The sequence below is a fragment of the Cohnella thailandensis genome, from assembly GCF_014212135.1.
Taxonomy (GTDB): Bacteria; Bacillota; Bacilli; order Paenibacillales; family Paenibacillaceae; genus Cohnella; species Cohnella thailandensis.
In genome coordinates, this window is the sequence record NZ_JACJVQ010000005.1 from 316,344 (window position 1) to 342,816 (window position 26,473).

The window sequence follows — 26,473 nt, forward strand, 5'->3', positions numbered from 1 at the left end:
TCCCACCCAAGGAGGCATTCGAAGCCCATGTACGCTCAGAACCAACAGTTTATGCCGGATGAAGATTTGGCCTACACGGTGCTCGCCGACTTGAAGCGAGTCACCCGCGAGTACGGGACGGCGGCGACGGAGTCGGTCTGCCCGTCGGTTCGCCAGCAGTTTACCCAGTTGCTCAACACGACCCTTGCCATGCAAGGAGAGCTTTATACCGCGATGAGCCAGCAGAACATGTACAGCGCGGCCTCGCCGGCGCTTCGCCAAGAGATCGATAAGCAAATGAAGGAATATCAGCAAACGCAGCAAAAAACGAATCAGTTCCTCCAGCAGAAAAAAAGCGCCCAGTCCCAGCCGTCTCCTCAGGCATGGGGTTATCAGCCGGCGCCGCAATGGCCGAGCTACGCGCCGCAAAACATGGGGCATGCGGGCCAACAGCCGCATTCGAGTACCGGGCAGCATACGCCGGGCCAATACATGTAACCTGCTCCTTAAGGCCCCCGACGGCAGAACGAAGCTGCCGCGCGGGGGCTTTTCCGCGTTCCGCCCCGATTCCGATCGGCCGGCCGTCCGTGAAATGATCCTTTTCATCGAGCCTGTATTTGATGTAATATGAGAGGTATTCAGGAGGGATCTCTATGAACGAATTAAAGTCCAAGATCTTGGATCTTCTCAAGGAAGACGCGCGGTTATCCGCATCCACCATTGCCACCATGCTAGGGTCCACCGAGGCGGAGGTCTCTGCTGCCATCGACGAGATGGAGAAGGATCACGTCATTGTCAAATATGCGGCGGTCGTCAATTGGAGCAAAGTCGACGACGAGAAGGTGACGGCGCTGATCGAAGTGGAGTGTTCGCCCGAGCGCGGACGAGGCTTCGAGAGCATCGCGGAACGGATCTACCTATATCCGGAAGTGAAGTCGGTTTACCTGATGTCCGGCGCGTACGATCTGTGCGTGGAGATCGACGGGAAGAACCTGAAGGAAGTCGCATCCTTCGTGTCCAACAAGCTGTCCACGATAGAATCCGTCATTTCGACCAAAACCTTTTTCATTCTCAAAAAATACAAACAGGACGGCATCATTTTCGAGGAATTCGAAGACGATCATCGTCTCCTTATCTCGCCGTAAACCTACCGAAAGAAGGATCGTATTCCGATGATCAGAAATGTGGAACAGCCCGACACATCCCCCCGGTCGCCGCGCAGCCGCATGCAGGATTACTTGGCGGCCAGCGCACGCGCCATCCCTCCGTCCGGGATCCGGCGCTTTTTCGATTTGGTGAGCGCAAGCAAGGACAGCAGCATCATCTCGCTAGGCGTCGGGGAGCCCGACTTCGTCACGCCTTGGCGATATCGGGACGCCGCCGTCTACTCGCTCGAGAAAGGCAAAACCCAATATACCTCGAATGCGGGCATGCCCGAGCTTCGCGAAGCGATCGCGCATTACCTGCACGACCGCTTCGAGCTGAGCTACGATCCCGCCGATGAGATTCTCGTCACGGTGGGCGGAAGCGAAGCGATCGACCTCGCCATCCGCGCCCTGATCGAGCCGGGAGACGAGATTCTTATTCCTGAGCCGACGTATCTCCCGTACAACCCGATCTCATCGCTGAGCGGAGGCGTGCCCGTCGGAATCGAGACGTTCGCCAAGGATCAGTTCAAGCTGACGGCAGACAGCCTGAAGGCGGCGATCACGCCTCGCTCCAAAGTGCTCGTTCTATGCTACCCGAGCAACCCGACCGGCGCGATCATGAGCTACGAAGACCTGCTTCCGATCGCGAAGCTCGTGGAAGAGAACGATCTGATCGTCATCGCCGACGAGATTTACGCGGAGCTGACTTACGGGCCGAGGCACGTAAGCTTCGCTACCTTGCCGGGAATGAAGGATCGCACGATCGTCGTGAGCGGCTTCTCCAAGGCGTTCGCGATGACCGGCTGGCGCATGGGCTACGCTTGCGGGCATCCGGAGCTCATCAGCGCGATGCTCAAGATTCACCAATACACGGTCATGTGCGCTCCGATCATGGGGCAGGTCGCCGCGCTCGAGGCGTTGACGAACGGCATGGAAGAGATGGCCCGGATGATCGAGTCTTATAACCAGCGCCGCCGTCTGGTCGTTCAAGGGTTCCGCCAGATCGGGCTGGAGTGCCACGAGCCGCAGGGCGCCTTCTACGCGTTCCCGTCGATCGCCTCGACCGGGCTAAGCTCGGAGGAATTCGCTTCCAGGCTGCTGCTCGAGGCCAAGGTAGCCGCCGTGCCGGGTTACGTGTTCGGTCGAGGAGGAGAAGGATTCATCCGCTGCTCGTACGCGACCTCTGTGACGCAATTAACAGAAGCGCTGGACAGAATAGGCGATTTTTTGAACAAATTGCGATAATCTTGCAAAAACCTCCAAAAAAGTTAGGCTTTTTCTCTGTGTTCTGCTATAATTACCCTTGTTTTTCATCCCGCTTGGTGTTTATTCATCATGTGAAAGGGGAGAGAGCATGGCGATGGCGGAACAGCAATCATCCCATATCACTCAGAATGCCGCAGTCCCTCTTATCTCGTCGAGCTCAGGAGAAGAGACAGACATTGCATTGTCCCATACTTCCACTCTCGGGAATCTTGCGGATGAAATCGATGATCTCCGGAGGCAAATGACAGAGGCATTTCTGAAGGAAGAGTCCTTTCTCTCCGAGTCCGTTATCGAAATAAGCAGATTGCTGGATACGAAAATTATCGAATACATGAAGCTTGTGTCTATTGTCCGCTAAGCCAGGTCATTCCCGTGACCGGGCTTTTTCTTTTGTGCTATAGTTAGGCGTAGGAAAGGGTCCGAGGGAGGGATCGCTTATGCTATGGATGGTCACCGGGGGTGTTGGCTGCGGAAAATCGGCATATGCCGAGAAGTGGGCGACGACGCTTGGACGGGAGGCGATCCTGCTGAGCTGCCCTGCTTGGCCGAACGGGAGAGACGGCGATCCGGACGCCCGCGGAAGCGTTCCGCCCAAGCCGGAAGGGGACAAGATCTCCTGGATGAGCTGGAAGGCGGACGACAAGCTCTCCGAACGGCTCGACCAAATCAACCTGAAGTCCAATCCGTTCCGGGCGGACAGCCGGGTTATCGTATTGGACAGCCTGTCCGGATGGCTTCGCAAGGCGATTTACGAAGCGAGGAAGGAGCCGGTCCTGGCCGCTCCCGCGGATCCGCCTAAGCGCGGGAGAAGAAGAAAGCTTCCGGAGACCGAAGAAGTATTCAAGCTGCGGACGGACAAGGTCGGCAAGGAGTTCCGGCGGGTAGTCGATGCCCTGCTGAGGTATCACGGCAGACGGATTATCGTGACGGAACAGCCTTCGCTGGGCCTTGAGGCCGATCCTTGGGAGAGATGGTTCGCGGGCGAGCTCGCCGCCGCCAACCGGCGTCTCGCGGAGCGCAGCACGGAGCTGCGGCTGCTCGTGTCCGGAGTGGCCATGGAGATCGGAAGCGCACGAACGAAACGGGGGAACCGCTACGATGAAGATTTATACCCGAACCGGAGATAAAGGCACGACCTCCGTCATCGGAGCGCGCGTGTCCAAGGACGACGCGCGGGTCGAGGCTTACGGAACGATAGACGAGTTGAACAGCTTGGTTGGACAAGCCGCGGCTTGGCTGGCGGAGCGCGGCGCGGAGGGAGGCGAGGAGCTGCTCGGGCAGCTGCTGGAGATTCAGCAGGAGCTGTTCGACTGCGGTTCGGACTTATCCTATGCCGATCCGAAGCCGGAGCAGCTTAAGGTCGAAGCCGCCATGACGGCCAGGCTGGAAGAATGGATCGATCGGCTGGAGGAGGGACTGCCTCCTTTGCAGCGGTTTATTCTGCCGGGAGGCAGCCCTCTGGCCGCCCAGCTTCATGTCTGCCGAACCGTCTGCAGAAGGGCGGAGAGGAGAACGGTGACGATGGCGGCCTCGCAGGCTTGCCCGGAGGAAGTGATCCGCTATTTGAATCGGCTATCCGATTATTTCTTTACGGCGGCTCGCCATGCGAACTCGCTGCTTGGCGCGGCCGACGTCGAATACATAAGAGGCGCGAACGTGTTTGCCCGGAGGACGAGAACAGAATGAATGAAAGCTATTACGCCCCGGTCGTTCACGTCGCGGACGGGCAAGACGAGGGCAAGATGCTCCGGGACGTGCTGCGGAACCGGCTTGGCGTGTCCAGAAGGCTGTTCGTCAAGCTGAAGCAATCGGAGGGTGGCCTCACTATCAACGGCGAGCGGGCTTATCCGAGCTTCCGGCTGGCCGTCGGCGACGTCGTCGAATTCCGGATGGAGCAGGAGAGCTCGGACGACATCCTTCCGCAACCGATTCCGCTCGATATCGTATTTGAAGATGAGCATTTATTGGTGTTGAACAAGCCGGCCGGCATCATCGTGCACCCGACGACCGGCCATTACGCGAATACGCTGGCGAACGGCGTGGTGTATTACTGGCGGGAGAAGGGCGAGAGCTGCCGGTTCCGCCCGGTCCACCGGCTGGACCAGGACACGTCGGGCCTCGTCGTCGTCGCGAAGCATCCGTACGCGCACCAGCAGCTCTCCGTCCAGATGGCGGAGGGGACGATCGAGAAGCGCTACCGGGCTTACGTGTTCGGAAGGCCTCCGCAGGACTCGGGCGAAGTGAACGAGCCGATCGGCCGCGTCCCGACCGATCCTCATAGGAGAGCCGTGCTGGAAGACGGCGCTCCGTCTCTGACCTTTTACGAGGTCAAGCGTGCTTATCCGTGCGGAGCCTCTTCGCTCCATATTCGGCTCGGAACCGGAAGAACGCATCAAATCCGCGTCCATATGGGCTGGATCGGCTGCCCTCTGATCGGGGATTCCTATTACGCCGATCCGAAGTGGCAGGAGACCGAGCTCGCCGCGCGTCTGGCTGGCGCGATCGGGAGACAGGCGCTGCACGCCTCGCTTCTTGCCTTCAACCATCCGGTAACCGAAGAGAGGCTGGAGCTTAAGGCCGAACTCCCGGCCGATCTGCAGGAGCTCGAACGCGCGCTGGGATCGCTTCCGCCTCTGTAGCTTTTAGCTGCCGCAATAGAATCTAACTTTTTTACCCCAAGTATCGGAGGAATTCATTCAGCATGAGCAAGCAACTAACCGTCTATCAGTATCCCAACTGCGGAACGTGCCGCGATGCCGTGAAGTGGCTGCGCTCGAGAGGGCATGACCCGGAGCTGCGCCATATCGTCGAGACGCCGCCGAGCCCGGAAGAGCTGAAGAGGCTGATCCCGCTTAGCGGCCTGCCGATCCAGAAGTGGTTCAACGTGTCCGGCAACGCGTACAAGGAGCTCGGGCTCAAGGATAAGCTGCCGAAGCTGACGGAAGACGAGAAGATCGAGCTGCTGGCGTCCAACGGCATGCTGATCAAACGTCCGGTTATATTTAACGACGAGAAGGCCACGGTGGGCTTCAAGGAGGAAGAGCTGGCGAAGGTATGGTAAACGACCCTAGAGAGCCCTTGGAGCGTCGGGAGAACGACCGGGAAGAGCGTCGGGAGGAAGATCGGGAGGAGCTTCGCGGGGAGCTTCGGGAAGAGCCTTGGAACGAGCAGGCGAGCCGGCAGCGGGACTCGAAGGAGAGCTCTTTGTCGCCGGGTACGCATCGGGATTCGCATCATGATTCGGATCAGGATTCGCGTCCTTATCCGCAACAGGACTCGCAACAGGACTCGCAGCAGGACTCGCAGGCCCAAACCAAGGGCAAAAGCCGAAGAGGCTCTTGGGCATGGGGAGCAGGGCTGTTGTTTCTGTTGTCCAAAGGCAAGGGCTTGCTGCTCGCGCTGCTGAAATTCGGCAAACCCCTGATTTCCATGGCGGTAACGGTCGGCGCATACGCGCTGGTTTATCCTTGGACGTTCGCGCTCGGATTCGTCGCTCTTATTTTCGTTCATGAGATGGGGCATGTGTTCGCGGCGAAGCGGAAGGGCTTGCCGGTGTCGGCCCCCTTCTTTATCCCGTTTCTGGGCGCGCTTATCCTGTTGAAGAGGCACCCGAAGGACGCGGAGACGGAAGCGGCGGTCGCGATCGGAGGTCCGATGCTCGGCTCTCTCGGGGCGCTTGTCTGCTTCCTGATCGGCCAATGGACCGGCTACGAGGTATGGTACGCGCTCGCTTACGTCGGATTTTTCCTGAATTTGTTGAATTTATTGCCGATGAATCCGTTGGACGGGGGAAGAATCATCGGCGCGGTCAGCCGCTGGCTGTGGGCCGTCGGGGCGGTTGTCGGGCCGTTTGTCGTGTGGTATACGCAGAGCTTCCTGTTCGGCATTATCTGGATTTGGTTCTTGTGGCAGATGTATAAGCAGTTTTTCGGCAAAAAGAAGGCGCAGCCGGTGTTCGTGGAGGGAGTCTACGAGGCGGAATACGATCCGAATCTGCCCGGTTGGTTCCTCTCCGGACAATCGCATCGGCGCGAGCTGCCGTTCACGGCCTACTGCCGGATGGACGGACAGCACGTCGCGGAATTCCAATGGGAGCCACTCTCGTTCAAGGGCGAGCTTGAGATCAATCAGCCCTGCACGATCAATAGCGTAAGCATCGTACAGGTCGGTTCTCCGGACGAGGATCGAAACCGGGTGCGGTTCACGGTCCGTTTGGAAGGCGAAGCCCATCAAGCGGACAACTATTACGTCGTGCCTACGAGAGTTCGTTGGCGTTACGGCTTGATGTACGGAGGCCTGGCGCTCTTTCTCGGCTATATGATGTGGGTCATTCACGAGATGGGGCTAACGGCTCCTCAATAAAAGACGGGACTAAGACGGGAATAGCGTTAAGACATCCTGGGAAGGAAGACAGTGGAAGGTATGAGCGCAAGCAAGAGTACGAGCAAGTGGCGATCGAGCCGGTTGGACAAAATGGGGTCCTCGATCTTCGCCGAGATCGGAAGCTGGAAGAGGGAAGCGCGGCTGAGGGGGATCGACGTGATCTCGCTGGACATCGGGACTCCGGCGCTGCCTCCTTCCGAGGAGGTGCGCTCCGCTCTGGCCGAGGCCAGCATGGACCCGTCGCGATACGGGTATCCGGGAACGCTCGGTTCGGAACGGTTCCGCGGAGCGGTGGCGGAATGGTTCGAGTTTCGTTTCGGCGTGGCGCTCGATCCGGACAAGGAGATTCTCTCGCTTATGGGGACGCAGGACGGATTGGCTCACCTGGCTCTTGCGGTGACGGATCCGGGCGATAGCGCCCTGCTGCCGGATCCCGGCTATCCGGTCTACCAGGCCGGACTGGCCGTGGCCGGAGTGGAGATGATCCCGCTTCCCCTGCTAGAGGAGAACGGATATCTGCCCGACTTCGACGCGATTCCGGATTCGGCGTGGAGCAAGGTCAAGTTCATGCTGCTCAACTATCCGAGCAATCCGCTGTCGGCCGTGGCGGACCTGACCTTCTTCGAGAAGGCGGTTCGCGTGGCGAAGGAGCGCGGCGTTCTGCTCGTGCACGACAACGCCTACAGCGAGATGGCGTTCGACGGCTTTCGGCCGCCAAGCATACTGGAGGTGCCGGGCGCGATGGACGTGGCGATCGAATTCCATTCGATGTCGAAGTCGTTCCATCTCGCGGGCGCGCGCATCGGTTTCGCCGTCGGCAATCGCGACGTGCTGGCCACGCTGGCAAGCCTCAAGGGGAACATCGACTTCGGCGTGTTCCATGCGGTGCAGGAAGCGGCGGTCGTCGCCCTGAAGAGGGACATGTCGGCTCCGGCCCCGGCATCGGAGCTGTACGAGCGCCGGCGGGATTTGTTCCTCTCGGCGTTGGAGCGGGAAGGCTGGAGCATCCCGCGCTCCAAGGCGACGATGTTCGTGTGGGCGCCGGTTCCGCGGGGCTGGACGTCGGTCGACTTCGCCCAGCGGCTGCTGGAGCGGACGGGCGTTGCCGTCGTGCCCGGCAACGCTTTCGGCTCGCGCGGCGAAGGCTACGTCCGGCTCGCTCTCGTCGAGCAGGAGGAGCGCCTGCTCGAAGCGGCCGGCAGGATCGGCCGGTTCCTGCGGGAAGCGGAAGCGGCTGGGGCAAGCAATAATTGAAGGGTCGCGCGGGTAGACGCGTGATGATTGGCAAGCGGGGGCGAGGGACCCCCGCTTTTTCTGTCTTTGTGCGCGGAAAATTGGGACAGGCGGGTCGGACAAAGAGAGGCAGTATAGGCGGGAGAACGTGGAAAGTGTGGCAAGAGAGTAGTTAGACTACTCACATTGGGAGGAGAACGTGGAAAGTGTGGGAAGAGAGTAGTTAGACTACTCACATTGGGAGGAGAACGTGGAAAGTGTGGGAAGAGAGTAGTTAGACTACTCACATTGGGAGGAGAACGTGAAGTGTGGGAAGAGAGTAGTTAGACTACTCACATTGGGAGGAGAACGTGGAAAGTGTGGGAAGAGAGTAGTTAGACTGCTCACATTGGTTGACCACTCTTGCAAACTCCCGAGACATGTTGAGCAGCCACGACCCAACTGAGCGCGAAAGTCGCAGCCAACGAGGCTCAGTTGAGCACGACCCAACTGAGCGCGAAAGTCGCAGCCAACGAGGCTCAGTTGAGCAGCCACGACCCAACTGAGCGCGAAAGTCGCAGCCAACGAGGCTCAGTTGAGCAGCCACGACCCAACTGAGCGCGAAAGTCGCAGCCTCACCCCGACTGCCACAATCCGCCAACAACGGAACGTTGCCACCGCCGCTGCCTCTCCTTTAAGATAGAGAGAGACAATTCGAGCTCGACTCCACGCTAACCTTTTGAAGAATGGACGGTAAATTTGGATGAACGATAATAAAATTCTGATCGTGGACGGAATGGCGCTGCTGTTCCGAGCCTACTTCGCCCAGTCCTACAGCGCGAGAAGGACGCCGGACGGCACCCCGACCAACGCGATTTACGGGTTCCTGCAATACCTGTTCGACGCCGTGAACGCGTTCCAGCCGACCCATGTCCTGTGCTGCTGGGATATGGGAAGCAAGACGTTCCGCACGGAGATGTACACGGAGTATAAGGCCAACCGCCCCGAGGCTCCGGAGGATCTTATTCCTCAATTCTCTCTCGTGAAGGACGTCGTGGCCGCGCTGGGCATTCCGAATCTGGGAATCGAGGGCTACGAGGCGGACGACTGCATCGGGACGCTGGCGACGAAGCTGTGCGAGCAAGGGCACGTTTACGTTCTGACGGGCGATCAGGACATGCTTCAGCTCGTCTCGGAGCGCGTTCATGTCGTCATCATGAAGAAAGGCCGCAATAACTACGCCATCTACGATCTGGAGCTGCTTAAGACTGACAAGGGCATCCTTCCTTTCCAAGTCATCGAGCTGAAGGGCCTGACCGGAGATACGAGCGACAACTACCCTGGAGTCAAAGGCATCGGCGAGAAAACGGCGCTGAAGCTATTGCTGGAGTATGAGTCGATAGACGGCATCCTGGCGAACCTCTCGTCTTTGTCCGCGAGCATCAAGGCAAAAATCGAGAACGATCTGGACATGCTGCATCTCTCCCGCACGCTCGCCCGAATCAACATCGAGAGCCCGATCGAATGCGTGCTGGACGATTGCCTGTGGAACGTCTCGATAGAGAGGGCGAAGCCGATGTTCGACCAGTATCGGCTCACCACGCTTCTCCAAATGATCCACTCGGCCAGCTAAATAAGCGGGAACTCTAACATACGACCCTCTTTTTTCCGACATAAGGAAGACAACCGGAGAAAAGAAAGGGTCGTTTTACTTTGTTTACTTTCCATTCGCACGCAAGAAAAGTCCTCGCAATCGCTCTTGCCATAACGCTCGGCAGCTTCAGTCTTCCAACCGATTCGCGCGGAGAGGAAGCGGATGGCGCCGGAGCTTCCCCGACGGTATGCGACGCGGCCCCATTCAACGTTGAAGCGGGAACCCGTACGTTCCTTACCGAGAATATTCGACTGCCGGATTCGGCATCCTTCACATCCTATGAGATAGGCAACCCCCAGGTGGCTCGCGTGTCCTCGGCCGGATTGCTGATCGCGATCGCCCCCGGGACGACCAATCTGAGAGCGACATACGCGTCAGCGGAAGGCAAGGCGGAACCTTGCGTCATCCCCGTGACGGTGAAGGCGGCCGCTCCGCTTAAGCTTGCTTTTCAACCGAAGGCGGAATCGAAGAAAGTATCCGCGGCCGGCAAGACGTTCACCGTCCAGACGGTCGCCATTCCGAAGGGAATGCCGGTCGACGTCGGACTGGGAGGAGGGCGCATCGGCGGCACGGAAGCTCTGGCTTCCATCGCCAAGCGGAAGAACGCGACTTTCGCGATCAACGGAACGTTCTTCGAAGCGTACGGCGGCATTCCGGAGCCATGGGGCACGGTCATCGCCGACGGAGAAGTCGCTCATTCGGGCAATTACGGGACGACGATCGGTTTTACCCGGGATGGGAAGGCGGTCATGGATTCTTTGCGAATTACCATCTCGGGGAAAACGGTCAACGAAGACGGCAGGGAGCGAGGCTGGTACGCCTACTTCGTCAATCGAACGCCCGCGGAGACGGCCGACTCGGCGGTGCTGTTCACCTCGAAGCGAGGCGAGCGGATCGGCTTCGCCCGCGGCACCGCGGTTGTCGTCGATAAGAGCATCGTTCAGAGAATCGCGAAGAACGAGAACGTGCAAATCCCGAAGACGGGCTTCGTCGTCGTTTATACGGGAAGCTTGCAATCCCAAGCGGACAGCTTCGGAGTCGGCCGGCCTGCAAGCTATAAGACCGAGTTCAAGGACATGAACGGCAAAACGCTCGATTGGAGCAAAGTCGTAACGGCGGTGGGAGCGGGTCCGCGGGTCGTCAAGGATGGAAAAGTGGCCGTGGACGCGGCGAAGGAAGGGTTCTCGGAAGCTAAGATCCTTAGCTCCAGCGCGGCGAGAAGCGGAATCGGCATCAAGGCGGACGGGAGCCTTGTCCTGGCGACGGTCGGCGGAGCGACGGTGAAGGAGCTTGGAGCGATTCTGCTGAAGCTCGGAGCCGTGCAGGCGATGAACCTGGACGGCGGAGCTTCCTCGGGGCTGTTGGCCGACGGCAAGGCGAGAACGTCGCCGGGCCGGAACCTCAGCAACGCGCTCGTGTTCGGAACGAAGCTGAATTATCGATAAGATCTCGGCGGGACGTCAAGCTAGTGCATCTCCGGCTCCGTCTCGTCATGAGGCTTGTGGTCGCCGGGATAATCTCGGTCGAGGCCCGCATGAAGCTCGCGATTTTCCCAGGTGAAGTTGCTCTTGGACCGCTGGTCCGCCCTCCATGGGGTGCTCTTGCCCAGGCTTGGCGACTCGATGGCCATTCCGTAAGGACCTTCCGGGAATTCCTCGGGAATCACTTCGTTGCGCCGCGATTCGACCGTGGCAAGATCCGTAGTCGGTTGCCGTTTCTCGCGGAGATACTTGGACATGGGACAACCTCCTTCGAATCCATTTCACGATAGGTTGCCCGGAAGAGCCCGTTATCAATCGGACTTCGATCAATCCGTAAAATGAACCTCGCCCAAAACCATGTACAAGAACTGGGACAGCTCCTTCGCCTCTTCCTCTCCGATGCGGAAAGTCGCTTCGATGACGCCTTCTTCCTCCAAGTCGTCGGCGGCCAGGACGCCGCTTCGTCCCGATTGCATGTCGATGACCAATTTTTTGCCGTAGAAACGGTTCGTCGTGACGATGGCGAGGTCGAAGCGCGCAAGTCCCGGAGTGATGAACGTCACGAAGCGGGTCGAGGTCTGCTCGGTGCTGTCGGACAGAAAATCGAAGTCTTTGAGCTGCATGGGCAACGCCTCCTTGGGATGTCTTGTTTATCGTAATTCGTCGGCTTCGTAAGGCCGCTTTTGGGAGAGAAAACCCGGCAAGACCGTCTTATCTTCGAAGGTGGAATGGAAAATGTGCGTTAGCGCGGGAGACAGAGGAGGGATCAGCCAAGACCACCGGCCGGTGACCTCGCGTCCTTCCTTTTCCTCGTTGCGCTGAAACATTTTGAACTGCTGGGCGGCGGTATGGTGATCGACGATGCTCACTCCCGCTTGGCGGAACGAATGGAGGACGGCGACGTTCAGCTCGAGCAACGCGCGATCCTTCCACAGCGTCGAATGGCTGCTCGTGTCCAAGCCGAGCTGCTCGGCGACTAACGGAATCAGGTCGTACCGGAATTCGTCGGCGAGGTTGCGCGCCCCGATCTCGGTCTCCATGTACCAGCCGTTGAACGGCGCCGCCGGGTAGCGGATGCCCCCGATCGTAAGCGCCATATCCGAGATGATCGGAACCGCGTACCATTTGGCGGAGAACGAACCGAACAAATCCTCGGTCGGATGGGAGAGCGGAACCTCGAGCACGAGCTCGTCCGGAATGCGGAACCAGCGCGGCTTCTGCCCGTTCGCTTGAATGACGAGAGGGAGAACGTCGAAGGGAGTGCCTTCTCCTCGCCAGCCCAACTCCAGGCAAACCTTGGTGAAGGTTACCGAAGCGGGGTCACCGACAATCCCGTTCTCGGTCTCGTAGCCGGCATAGCGGATCAACTGATGATTCCAGATGCGAATAGGCTCGGAGCCGTCGGGATTCGCGGGCTTGAAGATCGTGATGGCGGGCCGGATCTCGCCGCCGTTCGTGGCGAACTCGATGTGCCTCAGAAGCGCCTCGAACGCTTGCCGTTCGGTCTCGCAGCCTCTCTCGTCGAAGACGCGCATCCGATTCCAGAACAGTCTTCCGATGCAGCGGTTCGCGTTCCTCCACGCCATCTTGGCCCCGTGCTCCAGCTCTTCGAAGGTATGGCTGTAGTTGCCTTCCCGCCGAAGGGACTCCTCCAGCTGTCCGAGCCTCTTCTCGACGTCGGCCGCCGGCATGCCGAGCTCCCCGCGGCTGGTCCGAACGAAAGCCTCCGCCTCTTTATAAAGCGCCTCCGAGAAGGGGCATTTTCTCTCCGCGTGTTGCATCTTGGCGCGACTTCCTTTCCTTGTGGCCCGATCCGACCGTCCATTCTCTGGTAATGATCTAACAGTATCATATGGCTTTTCGTTCGGCAAAAGAAGATCGTGTGACAAACGCACGTTCCTGGCTATTGCCAAATGAATCCTAATCTGCTAATCTGATCTTACATTGTTCGGGTAGCCGTGATGAGGAAGCACCTCACCGCCAAGTGCGGAGGGGTGCTTCTTGTCGTTTTTAGGCCGCCGTATTCTCCATCCCTCGCCTGGGAAGCTCCGGAACGTGAATATGCGCTGGATGCGCCAAGGAGGAAGCAAGATGGAGATCGTTTTTCTGAATCGTTTCGAACGCTCGTTTGGGAAGGCAGACGTAGAGCGGGGGCAGGTGTTTATCGGAGAGCACCAAGGAATTTGGAGCTCCGGCTGGCATTCGGTTCCGGAGCAGGGGGCGGACGGCCAGGAGACCTGGTACGAGGGGACGAGCTGGGAGGAGCTGCTCGCTTCGTTCCGCCATGGAGTGGCCCGCCGGATGAAGGAAGGCTACCGTCCGCTTCTGGACGGAATGCTGGAGGATTCCCCGTTCTGGGAGAGGCGCCAGCAGCTGGCTTCCCTGCTCCATTGCTACGCGGATCGGCATGCCAACGAAGATACGGTGGCTCCGCTTCGCCATTGGCGAAGAGCGAAGGCGACGGAAGAGAAGCGCTCGGCCTATCTGATCGCGACGAATCGCGAGCTTCACTTGGTCGCGGTCTTCTTGCCGAGAACGCCGGAGGAGCTCGGCCAGCTCCCCGGCTTCGGGAAGACGAAGGTGGAGAAGTACGGGGCCGAGCTGCTCGAGCTGGTCTCCGCGTTGCCGAGAGAGCATGATTTTCCGCTTCAATGGGTGGAGAACGCCATATCCGAAGAGCAGCTGTCGGAATGGATTTTCCTCCAGAAGGAGGAGAAGTACGGCAAGAGCGTCTCCCTGGTTCAGGAGAAGAAGAGGCTGCTGACCGGCATTCGCCAAGGCAGCTCGCTGGCCGATCTGGAGAAGGAGCTCGGCCTGACGAGAAGGATGCTGGTGGAGAGGATCGACCGGCTGGACGAGGAAGGCTACGACGTCCTCCCCCTCGTCGATCAAGAGCTGTCGGCCGTCGACGAAGGCGAGATCAGGCAGGCGGAGAGCGCGATGCAGGAGCTTGGCGACCGATACCTTAAGCCGCTGTACCAACGCCTTTATGCCTCGGAAGCCGCCGGAGGAGGGGCGGGGCAGGCGGAGCAGCAATACGAGAAGCTGAGAATGATCCGGATTCGCTACCGCCGTCAGCGCCAATCGTCCGCCGTGTGACCGGAGAACAAAGAACGCCCCTCTGCCGGCCGATAAAGGCCGATCGAGGGGCGTCGAAGATATAGGAACTCATATCCAATCCTTCTTGCGGAAGATATAGAACATCCCGAATCCTAGGGCAGCCATTATGACCAGAAGCACGATGGATCCATACCGGTCGTGCATGCCGGGAATGAAGTCGAAATTCATTCCGTAGATGCCCGTTATGAAGGTCAAGGGCATGAAGATCGTCGTCAAGGCGGTGAAGACGCGCATGATCTCGTTCGCGCGGTTCGCGACGCTGGACTGGTAAGCTTCCCGCAAGTTCGCCATCAGGTCGCGGTACGTCTCGAACGTTTCCGTGATCTTGACCGCGTTCTCGTAGATGTCGCCGAAGTATTTCTGCAGTTGGACGTCGAACAGCTTAAGCTCCTTCTTGTTGAGCGCCCCGATGACGTCGCGCTGCGGTCCCAGCACTTTCTTGAGCCACAGGATTTCGCTTCGAAGGCCGATGATCTCGGTGAGATGGGATTTCTTCGTATGCATGAGAATGTCTTCCTCGAGGCTCTCGATTCTTGCCTCGATCCTGTCGCCGACGAGGAAGTAGTTGTCGACGACGATGTCGACGAGATGATACAGCAGCCGGTCGGCGCTGTTCACTTCCTGCTCCCACAGGATCGGCTTGATCGTCCGGAGCTCGTTGATCTTCTGCCGGGTGACGGTAATGAGGTAATGGCGTCCGAGAAACATGTTCAGAGCCCTCAGGAAGATCTCCTCGTCGTCGAATCGGATGCTGTTGATGACGATAAAATAATGGCTTTCGTACACTTCCAGCTTCGGACGCTGCTCCTCTTCCGTCAAGCAGTCCTCCACGGCAAGATCGTGAATGCCGAACAGAGGCTGCAGCGCAAGCAGGTCGTCTACGTCCGCGTCGATCCAGTAGAAGCCCTGCTCCGGAGGAACAAGGGTCGTCGCAATGTCTTCGATAGGCGTGAATACGCCTTTGTTAACCAGCCGAATTTTCATATGGAATCCGCTCCTTCGCATGATGAATCATGCAGGGCGTACATCCGTTAAGCATAATCAGTCTATAAGTCGGCGGAGCCGGCTTTGCCCGAGCGCCAAACGGCAACCTGTCGTCCTGCTTCATTTCCCGTTAACCTGCAACTTGGTCCAGGCTGATCCCCTTCCATGACCGGCTCCCCCCTTTATCGTTGTCCTTGTTGATTAAGCGCAATTCGTGATAAGTATAATCTTCTCCGAACCCCCATTACAAGGACATTTTCCGGGGAAATCCGCTCCTTGACGGTATCGTTCTTTTGGTTTACATTAGAAGGAGTTTCACGTTGGATTACAACCGAATAGGAATTGCCATCCTTATCAAGAGCAGGCGGAGGGACTAGCCCGATGAAGCCCGGCAACCGGCGTCGATCGAAGACGCACGGTGCTAATTCTTGCGGTGCACGATTTACGGTCGTGTTACTGGGAGATGAGAGAGGCGCGTATGTTTCTACTGCGACGACCCTTCTCATCGAAGGGTCTTTTTTGGTTATTCGGACCGGGATGCTTCGGTTGGGTTCAGACAGAAAGGGGAGTTGAAAATGCCGATTAAAGTACCGGATTCGCTGCCAGCCAGAGAGATTTTGGCGGAAGAGAACATTTTCGTCATGGATGAGAGCGTCGCTTACCATCAGGATATTCGGCCGCTCCGCATTGCGATCTTAAATTTAATGCCGACGAAGGAGACGACGGAGACGCAGCTGCTTCGCCTGATCGGGAATACCCCGCTGCAGGTGGAAGCGGTGCTGATCCATCCGAAGACGCATACGTCGAAGAATACGTCCGCGGAGCATCTCGAAGCGTTCTACAAGACGTTCGACGAGATCTCCCAGCAGCGCTTCGACGGCATGATCATTACCGGAGCTCCCGTCGAGCAATTTGCCTTCGAGGATGTAAACTACTGGGAAGAGCTGAAGGACATCATGGATTGGAGCAAGAGGAACGTCACCTCCACCTTCCACATTTGTTGGGGAGCGCAGGCCGGCCTCTTCCATCACTTCGGCGTCCCTAAGGTCGATCTCCCGAATAAGCTGTTCGGAGTGTTCCCTCATACGGTCGAGAAGAGGAACGTTCCGCTGCTTCGCGGCTTCGACGAGCTGTTCTACGTGCCTCAATCCCGCCATACCGAGGTGCGCAAAGAAGACATCGAGAAGATACCGGAGCTCGAGATTCTCTCCGAATCCGAAGATGCCGGCGTCTATATCGCCGCCACGAAGGACGGGCGCCAGATCTTCGTCACCGGCCATTCGGAATACGATCCTCTGACCCTCAAATGGGAATACGACCGGGATAAAGCCAAAGGGCTCCGCATCGACGTTCCCAAAAATTATTTTCCGGGAAATGATCCGTCGAAGATGCCGCTGTCGAGCTGGAGAGCGCACGCGAATCTGCTGTTCTCCAACTGGCTGAACTACTACGTTTACCAACAGACTCCTTACGATCTGGGAGCTGGCATTTAATAAACAGAGAGTCGCGATTCCCAACTTATTCGTTAGCAGGAGGATTCCAATCTTATGAACATTGAAAGCCGCTTAGCCCAAATAGGTTCCCAAGAGGACCCGCGCACCGGAGCAGTCAACTATCCGATTTATCAATCCACGGCTTTCCGCCACCCTCGGCTCGGCCAGAGCACGGGCTTCGATTATTCCCGTACGAAGAGCCCGACCCGGTCCGTCCTGGAGCAGGCCGCGGCCGATCTGGAGAACGCGGACGGCGGCTTCGCGTGCAGCTCGGGCATGGCTGCCCTCACGACCATCTTCGCCCTGTTCGGCCAAGGCGATCATCTGATCGTCTCCTTGGATCTATACGGCGGCACTTACCGCCTTCTGGAGCAGATCCTGTCCCGTTACGGAATTACCGCGTCCTACGTGGATACGAACGACATCGAAGCGATGGAGGAGCTCTGTACCGCCGGCACGAAGGCCGTCCTGATCGAGACGCCGACCAATCCGCTGATGATGATCACGGACATCGAGAAAGTCGCTGCTTGGGCCAAGTCCAAGGGGTTCCTGACGATCGTGGACAATACGCTCCTGACTCCGTTCCTGCAGCGGCCGCTTGACCTGGGCGCCGACATCGTCATCCATAGCGCGACGAAGTACTTGGGCGGACATAACGACGTGCTCGCGGGGCTGATCATGACCAAGGGCGAAGAGCTGACCAAGAAGATGGGCTTCCTTCACAACTCCTTGGGAGCGGTTCTCGGACCTCAAGATTCGTATCTCCTGATGAGAGGGATGAAGACTCTCGCCCTGCGAATGGAGCGCCACGAATACAACTCCGTCAAGATGGCGGAATGGCTGAAGGCGCATCCGGCCGTCGAGGAGGTTTACCATCCCGCGCTGCCTCATCATCCGGGGCATGAGATCCAGAAGCGCCAGTCCTCGGGGAACACCGGCATTTTCTCGTTCCGCATGAAGGATGCCCGCACGGTCGAACCGATTCTTCGCCATCTGAAGCTGATCGCCTTCGCGGAGAGCTTGGGCGGAGTGGAATCCCTGCTGACTTACCCGGCGATCCAGACGCACGCGGACATCCCGGAAGAGATTCGCAAGAAGGTCGGCGTGGACGACAGGCTTCTCCGTTTCTCCGTCGGCATCGAGCATATCGAGGATCTGATCGCGGATTTGGGCGCGGCGATCGACGCGGCGCTGCAAGAAATCGAGGGGGCATAACGACATGGCGAACTCGGAACAAGACTTCTCGACCAAGCTGATTCACTTCGGCAAGGAGATCGACAAGACGACCGGCGCTTCCAGCGTGCCGATCTATCAAGCATCGACCTTCCATCACTTCGATCTGGACAACCCCCCGGCCCACGATTACAGCCGCTCGGGGAATCCGACGAGAGAGGCGCTGGAGGAATATATCTCCGTCCTTGAGGGAGGAGCCCGCGGCTTCGCGTTCGCTTCCGGGATGGCGGCGATCTCGACGGCTTTCCTGCTTCTGTCGGCCGGCGACCATGTGATCGTGACGGAGGACGTATACGGAGGAACCTATCGTCTGCTGACGACGGTGCTTAATCGTCTGAACATCGATTCGACGTTCGTGGATATGACGGACTTCGAGCAAGTGAAGATGGCCCTTAAACCGAATACCAAAGCGGTCTTCATGGAGACGCCGTCCAACCCGACGCTGAAAATCACGGACATCGCGGAGATCGCGGCATGGGCGAAGGAGCTCGGCCTGCTGACGATGCTCGACAACACGTTCATGACTCCGTACCATCAGAGGCCGATCGAGCTTGGAGTCGATATCGTCATCCACAGCGCCACCAAGTTCCTGAGCGGGCACAGCGACGTTCTCGCGGGCTTGATCGTCACGGCGGACGAATCGCTAGGGCGCCGCGTAAAGCAGCTGCAGAACGGGCTCGGAACCGTTCTGAGCGCGCAGGAGAGCTGGCTGCTCATGCGGGGCATGAAGACGCTTCAGGTCCGCATGGAAGCCAGCGAGAAGAGCGCAGCCAAGCTGGCCGCTTGGCTGCAGGCCCATCCCGGCGTCGAGAAGGTTTACTACCCGGGGCTTAAGGATCATCCGCGCGGCGACATTCACGCGAAGCAATCCAAGGGCTTCGGCGCCGTCGTCTCCTTCGACGTCGGCAGCGGAGAGCGCGCGCGCCAGATGCTCGGCAAGGTGAAGCTGCCGATCGTGGCCGTCAGCCTCGGCGCGGTCGAGAGCATCCTCTCCTATCCGGCGATGATGTCCCACGCCGCCATGCCTCGCGAGGTTAGGCACGCGAGGGGGATTACGGACGGATTGGTGCGCTATTCGGTCGGCCTTGAAGATATCGACGACCTTATTCGCGATCTGGAGCAAGCTCTCGACTTTTAAGGACTCCGATTTTATCGAACGATAAATTGTCAAGATATTCTATTCATACGTCTTTCTTTCATGATACAATGACGGTGCGGTTACAAGTTGACAGGGTGGCTGATCTGTTGTGAGTATACAGAATATGTTGGATCGACTTCTTCTCGGTGCCAAACTGCTGATGACCGACCGTTCGCTGCGTATTTTTCCGCCCGACTTCACGCTCCGCAAGCCTGTTCAGGCGATGCTGGACAAGCATCTGGAGCGCGGCGACCATTGTTATCTTGCCTTGTTCCGTTGGGACTGTCCGGAATCGCTTCTTCCCCAGCTGAAGCTGCTTCAGTCCGCCCTGCAGGCGGAGACGAGAAGGAGCATGTCGGCTTTGATCAGAGGACAGTGGGACGATTCGGAAGTGATCGGAGTCGATCAATTCGGTCCCCAGGAATTCGTTATGCTCGTTAAAGGGGAAGCGCCAACCCATGCCGATTTCATTCCGGCCGCGCTCGAGTACAGGCTGGAAGCGCTGCGACTGGCCGTCGAATCGCGCGCCGCTTCCTTGCGCGAATATCGCGGCCGGATTTCTATGACCGGCAGCTACGTTCCCTTCGCCGCTTCCAGCCAAGCGGGAATGACGAACGAGGAGCTGCTGCGGGAATCGTACCGTTTCGCTCTCGCCCTGGCCACGCGCCAGCTTTCTCCCCAGGTGATCGCCGCAAGGCGTCAGCTGGATTTAATCCTGGATAACCGCGACATCTCCGTGCTCGCCCAACCGATTATGAACCTGAAGAACGGAGACGTGTTCGGCTGGGAGATTCTCACGCGAGGACCGGCGGCGAGCATCTTCCATCGCCCGGACGAGCTGTTCCAGTTCGCCAGCGAGAGCAAGCAGCTAAGCCGTCTTGAGTTCATGATCGTGAAGCTTGCGCTAGAAGAGGTGTCGCTGCGGCAAATTCGCGAGCCGGTATTCCTGAACGTGACGGCGGTGACGTTAAACCATCCGTCGTTCCTCTCGCACGTTCTGGAATGCTTGAAGCAACTTCCCGGGCTTTCTCCCAAGCAGATCGTGTTCGAGATCACGGAGAGACACGAGGTGGAAGATTTCGCGACGATGCTTCGCATCTTGAATTCCTTCCGCCAGCACGGCTTCCGCTTCGCCGTCGACGATATGGGCGCGGGTTATTCCAGCCTGCAATGGATCGGGGAGATGGCTCCCGAGATGATCAAGATCGACCGCTCGGTCATTCAGTTCGTCGACCGCTTCTCCGTGAAGGAGAGCCTGCTTAAGGCGATCGTAACGGCAGCCGGCGAGATGAGCTGCGAGGTCGTCGCGGAAGGCGTGGAACGCGAGGAGGAAGCGGACGTTCTGTTCCGGCTTAACGTCGGGATGGGACAGGGCTATTACTTCGCCAGACCGAACGTGCTTCTGCATGAGCATGAGCGTCATGTATTCCAAGAGACGAAGGAACGAATCCAGTACCGCCGCGATCAAGTCGCCTCCTAGGTGACTGCGGCGGTCTTTTTGTGCTACGATAGGCAGTGACGGGTTTATGCGAGATTCGAGACAAACTTGAGACAGATTGGGCTTTACGGAGAGGAGAAATTCTTATGAGTAACATCGATGGGATATTGGAGCAGGCGCTTCGCGGAGAAAGGCTCGGACAGGATGACATCATCGCTCTGTTCGAAAGCGACGAAGTGGAGAAGATGGGCCATGCGGCCAATCGGATCATGAATAAGTGGCATCCGGAACCGATCACGACGTTCGTGGTCGGACGCAATGTCAACTATACGAATATCTGCGACGTTTATTGCCGATTCTGCGCTTTCTACCGGGCTCCGGGCTCGGAGCAGGGGTACGTTCTTCCGGACGAAGCCATTCTGCAGAAAATTCAAGAGACGGTCGATGTCGGCGGCACGGAGATCCTGATGCAAGGCGGGACGAACCCGAATCTCCCGTTCTCGTATTATACGGATCTGCTTAAGAAGATCAAGGCGAGATTCCCGAACATCACGATGCACTCGTTCTCCCCGGCTGAGATTCGCAAGATGGTCGACGTCTCGGACGGATTGTCGCTGGAAGAAGTCGTTCGGCAGATTCACGAGGCCGGTCTCGATTCGCTTCCGGGCGGCGGAGCCGAGATTCTGGATGACCGTACGCGCAAGAAGATCAGCCGGCTGAAAGGCTCTTGGCGAGACTGGATGGATGTCATGACGACCGCCCACAAGGTCGGAATGACGACGACCGGTACGATGGTTATCGGCTTCGGAGAGTCGATGGAGGAACGCGCGCTTCACCTGCTCCGCATCCGGGAAGCGCAGGACGAGTGCGTTCGGAACGGCTATCCTTCCCGAGGCTTCCTGGCGTTCATTCCATGGACATTCCAGCCGGACAACACGAACATGAAGCGCGAGAAGGCGACTCCGGAGGAATACCTCAAGACGCTGGCGATCAGCCGGATCGCCCTCGACAACATTCCGAATTTCCAATCCTCCTGGGTCACGATGGGCCCCGAGATCGGCAAGCTGTCGCTGCAATACGGAGCCAACGACTTCGGCAGCACGATGATGGAGGAGAACGTCGTCTCCGCGGCGGGCACGACGCACAAGGTCAACATCGAGCTGTGCCTTAAGCTTATCCGCGAAGCGGGAAGAATCCCGGCCCAGCGCGATACGCAATACAACATCCTTCGCATGTTCGAAGACGAGAACGAGAAGATCGCGAAGGACTTCGTGATGCAGAACTAATCGATATCGATAGATTGAAGGCGGCATGAGGGAGATCTCAGCCGCCTTCTTTTTTTATCCGATTAGAACTCCACCGAGTGCAAGACGGCCGAGATCGCGGTTCGATTCTTGCCTTTGGATTTGGCCTCCGCCAAAGCGCGATCGGCGTTGACCAGCAGCGCCGACTTGCCCTGGCCCATCGAATAAGGGACGATGCCGACGCTGACGGTCAGCCTCTCGCCTTCCATGGAGGCGAACGAGAAATGCTCGATTTTTCTCCGGATGCTCTCCATCGTATCGAAGGCTTCCTGATGGCTGTGGTGCAGCGACTGAATCGCAAATCTGTCCCCTTGGAACCTCGCGAGGAGATCGTGAGGGCCTATTCGGGTGGAAATCAGCGTGGAGATCGTTCTCAGAACGTCGTCGCCGAAGCGGTAACCATGTCGTTCGTTCCATGCCTGAAAGTTGTCTATATCGAGATAAGCCAAGTAGAAGAGGACTAGTCCGGAGTCGCTCTGGCGAATCATCTGATCCAAATGGTCGTGAAAAGCGCTATGGTTGTAAGCCCCGGTCAGAGGGTCGGTTTTGCTTCTGAGATCTTCCAGGTACGCGTCGATGACCTTCGTTTGCTCATTCTGCCATTCGTCGTTGAAGTGATCCCGGATTTCCGATCCTCTTATAAGAATGCCAACGGCGACCCCGTCGAACACCAAGAGAATTACGGCGATAGCGATGAAGGTTTCGGAGCCGATCTCCCGCCAGATAATCGGGTCGAGGGCGAGAATCGCGATCAAGGAGACCAAGGAGTTCAAAATCGAATAGAAAAGCTTGGAAAGCTGGTAATAAGTCAAACTAAGCAAGACGGGAAAATGAAGGGCGATTAGCAGGTAGGAGTCGGGCCTGTGGTTGACGACCAGAATATCGACCATAAGAGTCGCGGACGCAAGGAGTATGTATTCTTGATGCTGAGGGAGTCCTCTGACGGCAGCAAGGGATATCGCGTATACGCAGATAAGCAGGATAGTCGGTTCCAGAACGTGAATGCGGAAATAGCTGACTTGATCATCGGTGAGAAAGAGCAGAAAGTAAGTCTCGACGACAACCGACAGAAGGACGATGGCACCGAGCATGGATAGAATATATCGGTTCCAACGCTTCAAATTATGCTCGACATGTTGGAATACCTTCATGGATCGGCCTCGATTTCTCGCGAATGAGTTATGGTTGCCTTGGAAAGGTTCGATGAGAGCTGTCGATTTATAAAATATACCATATCGAATTGCCGATCGTATATCCCTTTTTCGGTCACCATATAGTTAGAAAAGGAGATACCGGAGGTGATCAGGTGAAGAAGGATGAATGGACGATCGATACGGGCGCCCGCCGCGATTCGTCGGAACGATTGGCAGCCATGCTCAATCAATCGTTTGCCGGCTTATCGGGCAGCAGGGGAGAAGGGCCGTGGGAGCTTTCTCCCGAGGATGGCCGCGTGCGATGCAGCCTGACCATAGAGAAGGGGAGAGAGGATTTCTGCGGCAAGACGGGGATCGTCCTGGCGGAATTTATCGTGTCCGAGAGGGAACCGATCCTGCTCCGGCAATGGATGAACAAGAATTACGGCACTCGTTCCGACCCGGTCGAGATCGACGTGATGATCTCCGAGGCGATCGGCCTGCTCGATGGAGACACGGCCGGCGATGACGGCTCCTTTTACGGAAGGGCCAGAAGGATCAAACGATGGGGACAGCCCTTCGCGGCATTTTTGAAGGAGAACGGTTTTATCCATTTGGAGGGATTCCTGAGATTTCGGCTGAAGGAGTATTTAACCGAGGTCAAGGAGGCGGCCGAGACGGCCGTCGAAGAGCGGATGATGGACCGCCAGTATAAGGAATTCATGTCTCTGCTGCAGTCGATGGTGGAATGGCAGGAAGTCAGGGTGCAGGCGGTCCATGTTCTTCACTCCGGGGGACATGCCTTTAAGCTGTTCGATGAGAAAATGCAGCCGTTGGATAAAGAAGCCTGGATGTTCGAAAAAACGCCCGACGAGGAGAAAAGGGGGCATGACGAGCAGGAGGAGGAAAGCCTGCTCGTCAGCCGGCTGCTTGCGGCGTCGCCTCGCCAACTGTACATTCATACGCATGACCCGGAAGCTCAGGTCATCCGCACCTTAATGGGAATTTTCGGGGAGCGAGCCGCTATCTGTCCGGATATGCCGACTTGACGGCATGTTTAAGATAGCGTTATAATGCCGTTAATTAGCCTTGCGTGAATGCGGAGCAACTGCTCCCGAGATATTCTTTAATGGCGATGAGAAAGACAACGATGCTTGTTATGGACGGCACAGAGAGAGGAACCTTGGCTGCAAGTTCCTTCCGACACCGGCTTGCGTCTACCCCTTTCGAGCTGCTTGGCCGAACATGTCCGCGACCTGCGTCTTGCCGGATCGTCGACGTCTGTAAGCCTTGCCGGGTCATGACCGTTACTCATGCCTGAGAATCGGACGGCTCCTCTGCGAACCTAACAGGGGAAGAGAGCGAAGCGGAATCCGATTGAATAAGGGTGGAACCACGAGATGCGAACGATTAGCGCTCGTCCCTATGGGGACGAGTGCTTTTTTGCGTTTGATGGCGGCGCGCTCGTCCCTTGCCGATTGACCTTCACGACCAAGGTATTCACTATTAAGGAGGCCAAACAGCATGGCACTGCAAATCAAATTCCCGGACGGAGCCGTCCGCGAGTTCGCTCAAGGATCGACGGTCGAAGAGATCGCCGGTTCCATCAGCAGCGGGCTGAGAAAGAACGCCGTCGCCGGCAAGGTGAACGGCAAAGTAGTCGACTTGAACGCGGCGATCGAGGAGGATAGCTCTCTCGAGATTCTGACGCTGGATAGCCCGGAAGGGCTTGAAGTGATGCGCCATAGCTCCGCTCACTTGATGGCTCAGGCGATCAAGAGGCTGTTCGGCGGCAACAAGGTGAAGCTCGGCATCGGGCCGGTCATCGAAGACGGCTTCTACTACGATATCGATCTGGAGCAGTCGATTACTCCGGAAGACCTCGCGAGCATCGAGAAAGAGATGGAGAAGATCATCAAGGAGGATCTCCCGATCGTTCGCCGCGTCGTGAGCCGCGAAGAAGCCCTTCGCATCTACGAAGAAGCGGGAGATCCGCTTAAGATCGAGCTTATCGAAGGCTTGCCGGAAGGCTCGACGATCACGATCTACGACCAAGGCGAATTCTTCGACCTGTGCCGCGGTCCGCACCTTCCTTCCACGGGACGCATCAAGGCGTTTAAGCTGCTGAGCGTTGCCGGCGCGTACTGGCGCGGGGACAGCAAGAACAAGATGCTTCAGCGGATCTACGGAACGGCATTCGCGAAGAAGTCTCAGCTTGACGAGCACCTTCACTTCCTCGAGGAGGCGAAGAAGCGCGACCACCGCAAGCTCGGCAAGGAACTGAACATGTTCACGTTCTCCCGCGAGGTCGGCCAAGGCCTTCCGCTTTGGCTTCCTAACGGCGCCAAGGTTCGCCGCACTCTGGAGCGATATATCGTCGATCTCGAAGAGAAACTCGGCTACTTGCACGTCTACACGCCCGTGCTGGCCAACGTCGACTTGTACAAGACGTCCGGCCACTGGGAGCACTACCAGGAGGACATGTTCCCTCCGATGCAGATGGACAACGAAGAGCTCGTGCTTCGCCCGATGAACTGCCCTCACCACATGATGGTGTATAAGAGCGAGATGAGAAGCTACCGCGACCTTCCGATCCGAATCGCCGAACTCGGAATGATGCACCGCTACGAGATGTCCGGCGCCCTGACGGGCCTTCACCGCGTTCGCGCGATGACGTTGAACGATTCGCATATCTTCTGCCGTCTCGACCAGATCAAGGAAGAGTTCAAGCGGGTCGTGCAGCTGATCCAACGCGTTTACGAAGACTTCGGAATCAAGGAATACCGCTTCCGCTTGTCCTACCGCGATCCTCAGGACAAGGAGAAGTACTGGCCGGACGACAACATGTGGGAGACTTCGCAGCGCATGCTTCGCGAGGTAGTAGAAGAGCTCGGCTTGCCGTTCTTCGAAGCGGAGGGCGAAGCGGCCTTCTACGGACCGAAGCTTGACGTACAGGTCAAGACGGCGCTCGGCAAGGAAGAAACGCTCTCCACGGCCCAGATCGACGTGCTCCTTCCGGAGCGGTTCGAGCTCGAGTATGTCGGAGACGACGGCAAGAAGCATCGTCCGGTCGTTATTCACCGCGGCATCATCAGCACGATGGAACGGTTCACGGCATTCCTGCTGGAGAACTTCGCCGGCGCGCTTCCGGTGTGGCTGTCTCCGCTGCAAGCGAAGATCATTCCGGTAAGCCTCGCCTACGAAGAATATGCCCGCGAGCTGAACGACAAGCTGCTGGCGGCGGGCGTACGCGCCGAAGCCGACCTTCGCAACGAGAAAATGGGCTATAAGATTCGGGAAGCCCAGCTGGAGAAGATTCCTTACATGCTCGTCGTCGGCGAGAACGAAGCGGCGAACGGCACGGTCTCCGTCAGAAGACGCGGAGAAGGGGACCTCGGAGCTCAGCCCGCGGACGAATTCATCGCCCGCATTACGGGAGAAATCGCTTCGAAGCGCGTAGACTAACGTCGAGGCATATCGAATAGAGCCCTGCATAAAGCTTGTTGG

Annotated in this window: 25 protein-coding genes and 1 riboswitch; of the genes, 20 read left to right on the forward strand and 5 right to left on the reverse strand. The window is 57.8% G+C overall.

Annotated features, from left to right (window positions below):
• The first annotated feature begins 27 nt into the window (after positions 1-27).
• The 12 genes from H7B67_RS06305 (at position 28) to H7B67_RS06360 (ending at position 11,087) form a co-directional block, all read left to right on the forward strand.
• On the forward strand, positions 28-477 hold the full coding sequence (locus H7B67_RS06305; protein WP_185118936.1) for a spore coat protein: 450 nt from the start codon (positions 28-30) through the stop codon (positions 475-477).
• A gap of 155 nt (positions 478-632) precedes the next feature.
• Positions 633-1,124 (forward strand): Lrp/AsnC family transcriptional regulator, encoded by a 492-nt coding sequence (locus H7B67_RS06310; RefSeq protein WP_185118937.1) that lies wholly within the window; start codon positions 633-635, stop codon positions 1,122-1,124.
• Positions 1,125-1,151: 27 nt separating this feature from the next.
• Complete coding sequence (locus H7B67_RS06315) at positions 1,152-2,372, forward strand: aminotransferase class I/II-fold pyridoxal phosphate-dependent enzyme (RefSeq protein ID WP_185118938.1); 1,221 nt, start codon at positions 1,152-1,154, stop codon at positions 2,370-2,372.
• 109 nt (positions 2,373-2,481) lie between these two features.
• Positions 2,482-2,751, forward strand: a complete 270-nt coding sequence (locus H7B67_RS06320) for an aspartyl-phosphate phosphatase Spo0E family protein (RefSeq protein ID WP_185118939.1) — start codon at positions 2,482-2,484, stop codon at positions 2,749-2,751.
• Between the two features lie 79 nt (positions 2,752-2,830).
• Entirely contained in the window at positions 2,831-3,520 is a 690-nt protein-coding gene (locus H7B67_RS06325) for a bifunctional adenosylcobinamide kinase/adenosylcobinamide-phosphate guanylyltransferase (protein WP_185118940.1), read from the forward strand.
• Complete coding sequence (locus H7B67_RS06330) at positions 3,492-4,079, forward strand: cob(I)yrinic acid a,c-diamide adenosyltransferase (RefSeq protein WP_185118941.1); 588 nt, start codon at positions 3,492-3,494, stop codon at positions 4,077-4,079. Before H7B67_RS06325 ends, H7B67_RS06330 begins: the two co-directional genes overlap by 29 nt.
• Entirely contained in the window at positions 4,076-5,032 is a 957-nt protein-coding gene (locus tag H7B67_RS06335; RefSeq protein WP_185118942.1) for an RluA family pseudouridine synthase, read from the forward strand. Before H7B67_RS06330 ends, H7B67_RS06335 begins: the two co-directional genes overlap by 4 nt.
• Positions 5,033-5,094: 62 nt before the next feature.
• Positions 5,095-5,454: an arsenate reductase family protein gene (locus tag H7B67_RS06340; RefSeq protein WP_185118943.1), complete on the forward strand. Its 360-nt coding sequence runs from the start codon at positions 5,095-5,097 to the stop codon at positions 5,452-5,454.
• On the forward strand, positions 5,448-6,755 hold the full coding sequence (locus tag H7B67_RS06345) for a site-2 protease family protein (protein ID WP_245363974.1): 1,308 nt from the start codon (positions 5,448-5,450) through the stop codon (positions 6,753-6,755). The genes H7B67_RS06340 and H7B67_RS06345 overlap by 7 nt, the downstream gene beginning before the upstream one ends.
• Positions 6,756-6,815: 60 nt before the next feature.
• Positions 6,816-8,030 carry an aminotransferase class I/II-fold pyridoxal phosphate-dependent enzyme gene (locus H7B67_RS06350; protein ID WP_185118944.1) on the forward strand — a complete coding sequence of 405 codons (1,215 nt, stop codon included), beginning with the start codon at positions 6,816-6,818 and terminating at the stop codon, positions 8,028-8,030.
• A gap of 721 nt (positions 8,031-8,751) precedes the next feature.
• Positions 8,752-9,621, forward strand: coding sequence for a 5'-3' exonuclease (locus H7B67_RS06355; protein WP_185118945.1), 870 nt, complete (start codon positions 8,752-8,754; stop codon positions 9,619-9,621).
• An 80-nt stretch (positions 9,622-9,701) separates the two neighbouring features.
• Entirely contained in the window at positions 9,702-11,087 is a 1,386-nt protein-coding gene (locus tag H7B67_RS06360) for a phosphodiester glycosidase family protein (RefSeq protein WP_185118946.1), read from the forward strand.
• 20 nt (positions 11,088-11,107) lie between these two features.
• Here the strand turns inward: H7B67_RS06360 and H7B67_RS06365 are convergent, their stop codons facing one another.
• From H7B67_RS06365 to H7B67_RS06375, 3 genes are all read right to left on the reverse strand, one after another.
• Complete coding sequence (locus tag H7B67_RS06365) at positions 11,108-11,380, reverse strand: hypothetical protein (protein WP_185118947.1); 273 nt, start codon at positions 11,378-11,380, stop codon at positions 11,108-11,110.
• Positions 11,381-11,449: 69 nt separating this feature from the next.
• Positions 11,450-11,746, reverse strand: a complete 297-nt coding sequence (locus H7B67_RS06370; protein WP_185118948.1) for a DUF3055 domain-containing protein — start codon at positions 11,744-11,746, stop codon at positions 11,450-11,452.
• 27 nt (positions 11,747-11,773) lie between these two features.
• On the reverse strand, positions 11,774-12,904 hold the full coding sequence (locus H7B67_RS06375; protein ID WP_185118949.1) for a nitric oxide synthase oxygenase: 1,131 nt from the start codon (positions 12,902-12,904) through the stop codon (positions 11,774-11,776).
• A 310-nt stretch (positions 12,905-13,214) separates the two neighbouring features.
• On the opposite strand from H7B67_RS06375, the gene H7B67_RS06380 reads away from it, so the two are divergent.
• The gene (locus H7B67_RS06380; protein ID WP_185118950.1) at positions 13,215-14,222 is read left to right on the forward strand and encodes an HRDC domain-containing protein; all 1,008 of its coding nucleotides are present in this window, start codon (positions 13,215-13,217) and stop codon (positions 14,220-14,222) included.
• Between the two features lie 69 nt (positions 14,223-14,291).
• Here H7B67_RS06380 and corA read toward each other — a convergent pair whose 3' ends face one another.
• Positions 14,292-15,227 (reverse strand): magnesium/cobalt transporter CorA, encoded by a 936-nt coding sequence (gene corA / locus H7B67_RS06385; protein ID WP_185118951.1) that lies wholly within the window; start codon positions 15,225-15,227, stop codon positions 14,292-14,294.
• A gap of 348 nt (positions 15,228-15,575) precedes the next feature.
• Positions 15,576-15,697, forward strand: a riboswitch (SAM riboswitch).
• 105 nt (positions 15,698-15,802) lie between these two features.
• On the opposite strand from corA, the gene metA reads away from it, so the two are divergent.
• The 5 genes from metA to mqnC all read left to right on the forward strand — a co-directional run bounded on the left by metA (position 15,803) and on the right by mqnC (position 21,815).
• On the forward strand, positions 15,803-16,720 hold the full coding sequence (gene metA / locus H7B67_RS06390) for a homoserine O-acetyltransferase MetA (protein ID WP_185118952.1): 918 nt from the start codon (positions 15,803-15,805) through the stop codon (positions 16,718-16,720).
• Between the two features lie 54 nt (positions 16,721-16,774).
• Entirely contained in the window at positions 16,775-17,935 is a 1,161-nt protein-coding gene (locus H7B67_RS06395; RefSeq protein WP_185118953.1) for an aminotransferase class I/II-fold pyridoxal phosphate-dependent enzyme, read from the forward strand.
• A 4-nt stretch (positions 17,936-17,939) separates the two neighbouring features.
• Positions 17,940-19,091, forward strand: a complete 1,152-nt coding sequence (locus H7B67_RS06400) for an aminotransferase class I/II-fold pyridoxal phosphate-dependent enzyme (RefSeq protein ID WP_185118954.1) — start codon at positions 17,940-17,942, stop codon at positions 19,089-19,091.
• A 109-nt stretch (positions 19,092-19,200) separates the two neighbouring features.
• The gene (locus tag H7B67_RS31250; protein WP_185118955.1) at positions 19,201-20,571 is read left to right on the forward strand and encodes an EAL domain-containing protein; all 1,371 of its coding nucleotides are present in this window, start codon (positions 19,201-19,203) and stop codon (positions 20,569-20,571) included.
• 104 nt (positions 20,572-20,675) lie between these two features.
• The gene (gene mqnC / locus H7B67_RS06410) at positions 20,676-21,815 is read left to right on the forward strand and encodes a cyclic dehypoxanthinyl futalosine synthase (protein ID WP_185118956.1); all 1,140 of its coding nucleotides are present in this window, start codon (positions 20,676-20,678) and stop codon (positions 21,813-21,815) included.
• Positions 21,816-21,877: 62 nt separating this feature from the next.
• Here mqnC and H7B67_RS06415 read toward each other — a convergent pair whose 3' ends face one another.
• On the reverse strand, positions 21,878-22,984 hold the full coding sequence (locus H7B67_RS06415; RefSeq protein WP_185118957.1) for a GGDEF domain-containing protein: 1,107 nt from the start codon (positions 22,982-22,984) through the stop codon (positions 21,878-21,880).
• Between the two features lie 155 nt (positions 22,985-23,139).
• On the opposite strand from H7B67_RS06415, the gene H7B67_RS06420 reads away from it, so the two are divergent.
• Together H7B67_RS06420 and thrS are read left to right on the forward strand one after the other, a co-directional pair.
• Positions 23,140-24,015 (forward strand): sporulation protein YtxC, encoded by an 876-nt coding sequence (locus H7B67_RS06420; protein WP_185118958.1) that lies wholly within the window; start codon positions 23,140-23,142, stop codon positions 24,013-24,015.
• 475 nt (positions 24,016-24,490) lie between these two features.
• Positions 24,491-26,431, forward strand: coding sequence for a threonine--tRNA ligase (gene thrS, locus H7B67_RS06425; protein WP_185118959.1), 1,941 nt, complete (start codon positions 24,491-24,493; stop codon positions 26,429-26,431).
• Positions 26,432-26,473: the final 42 nt, after the last annotated feature.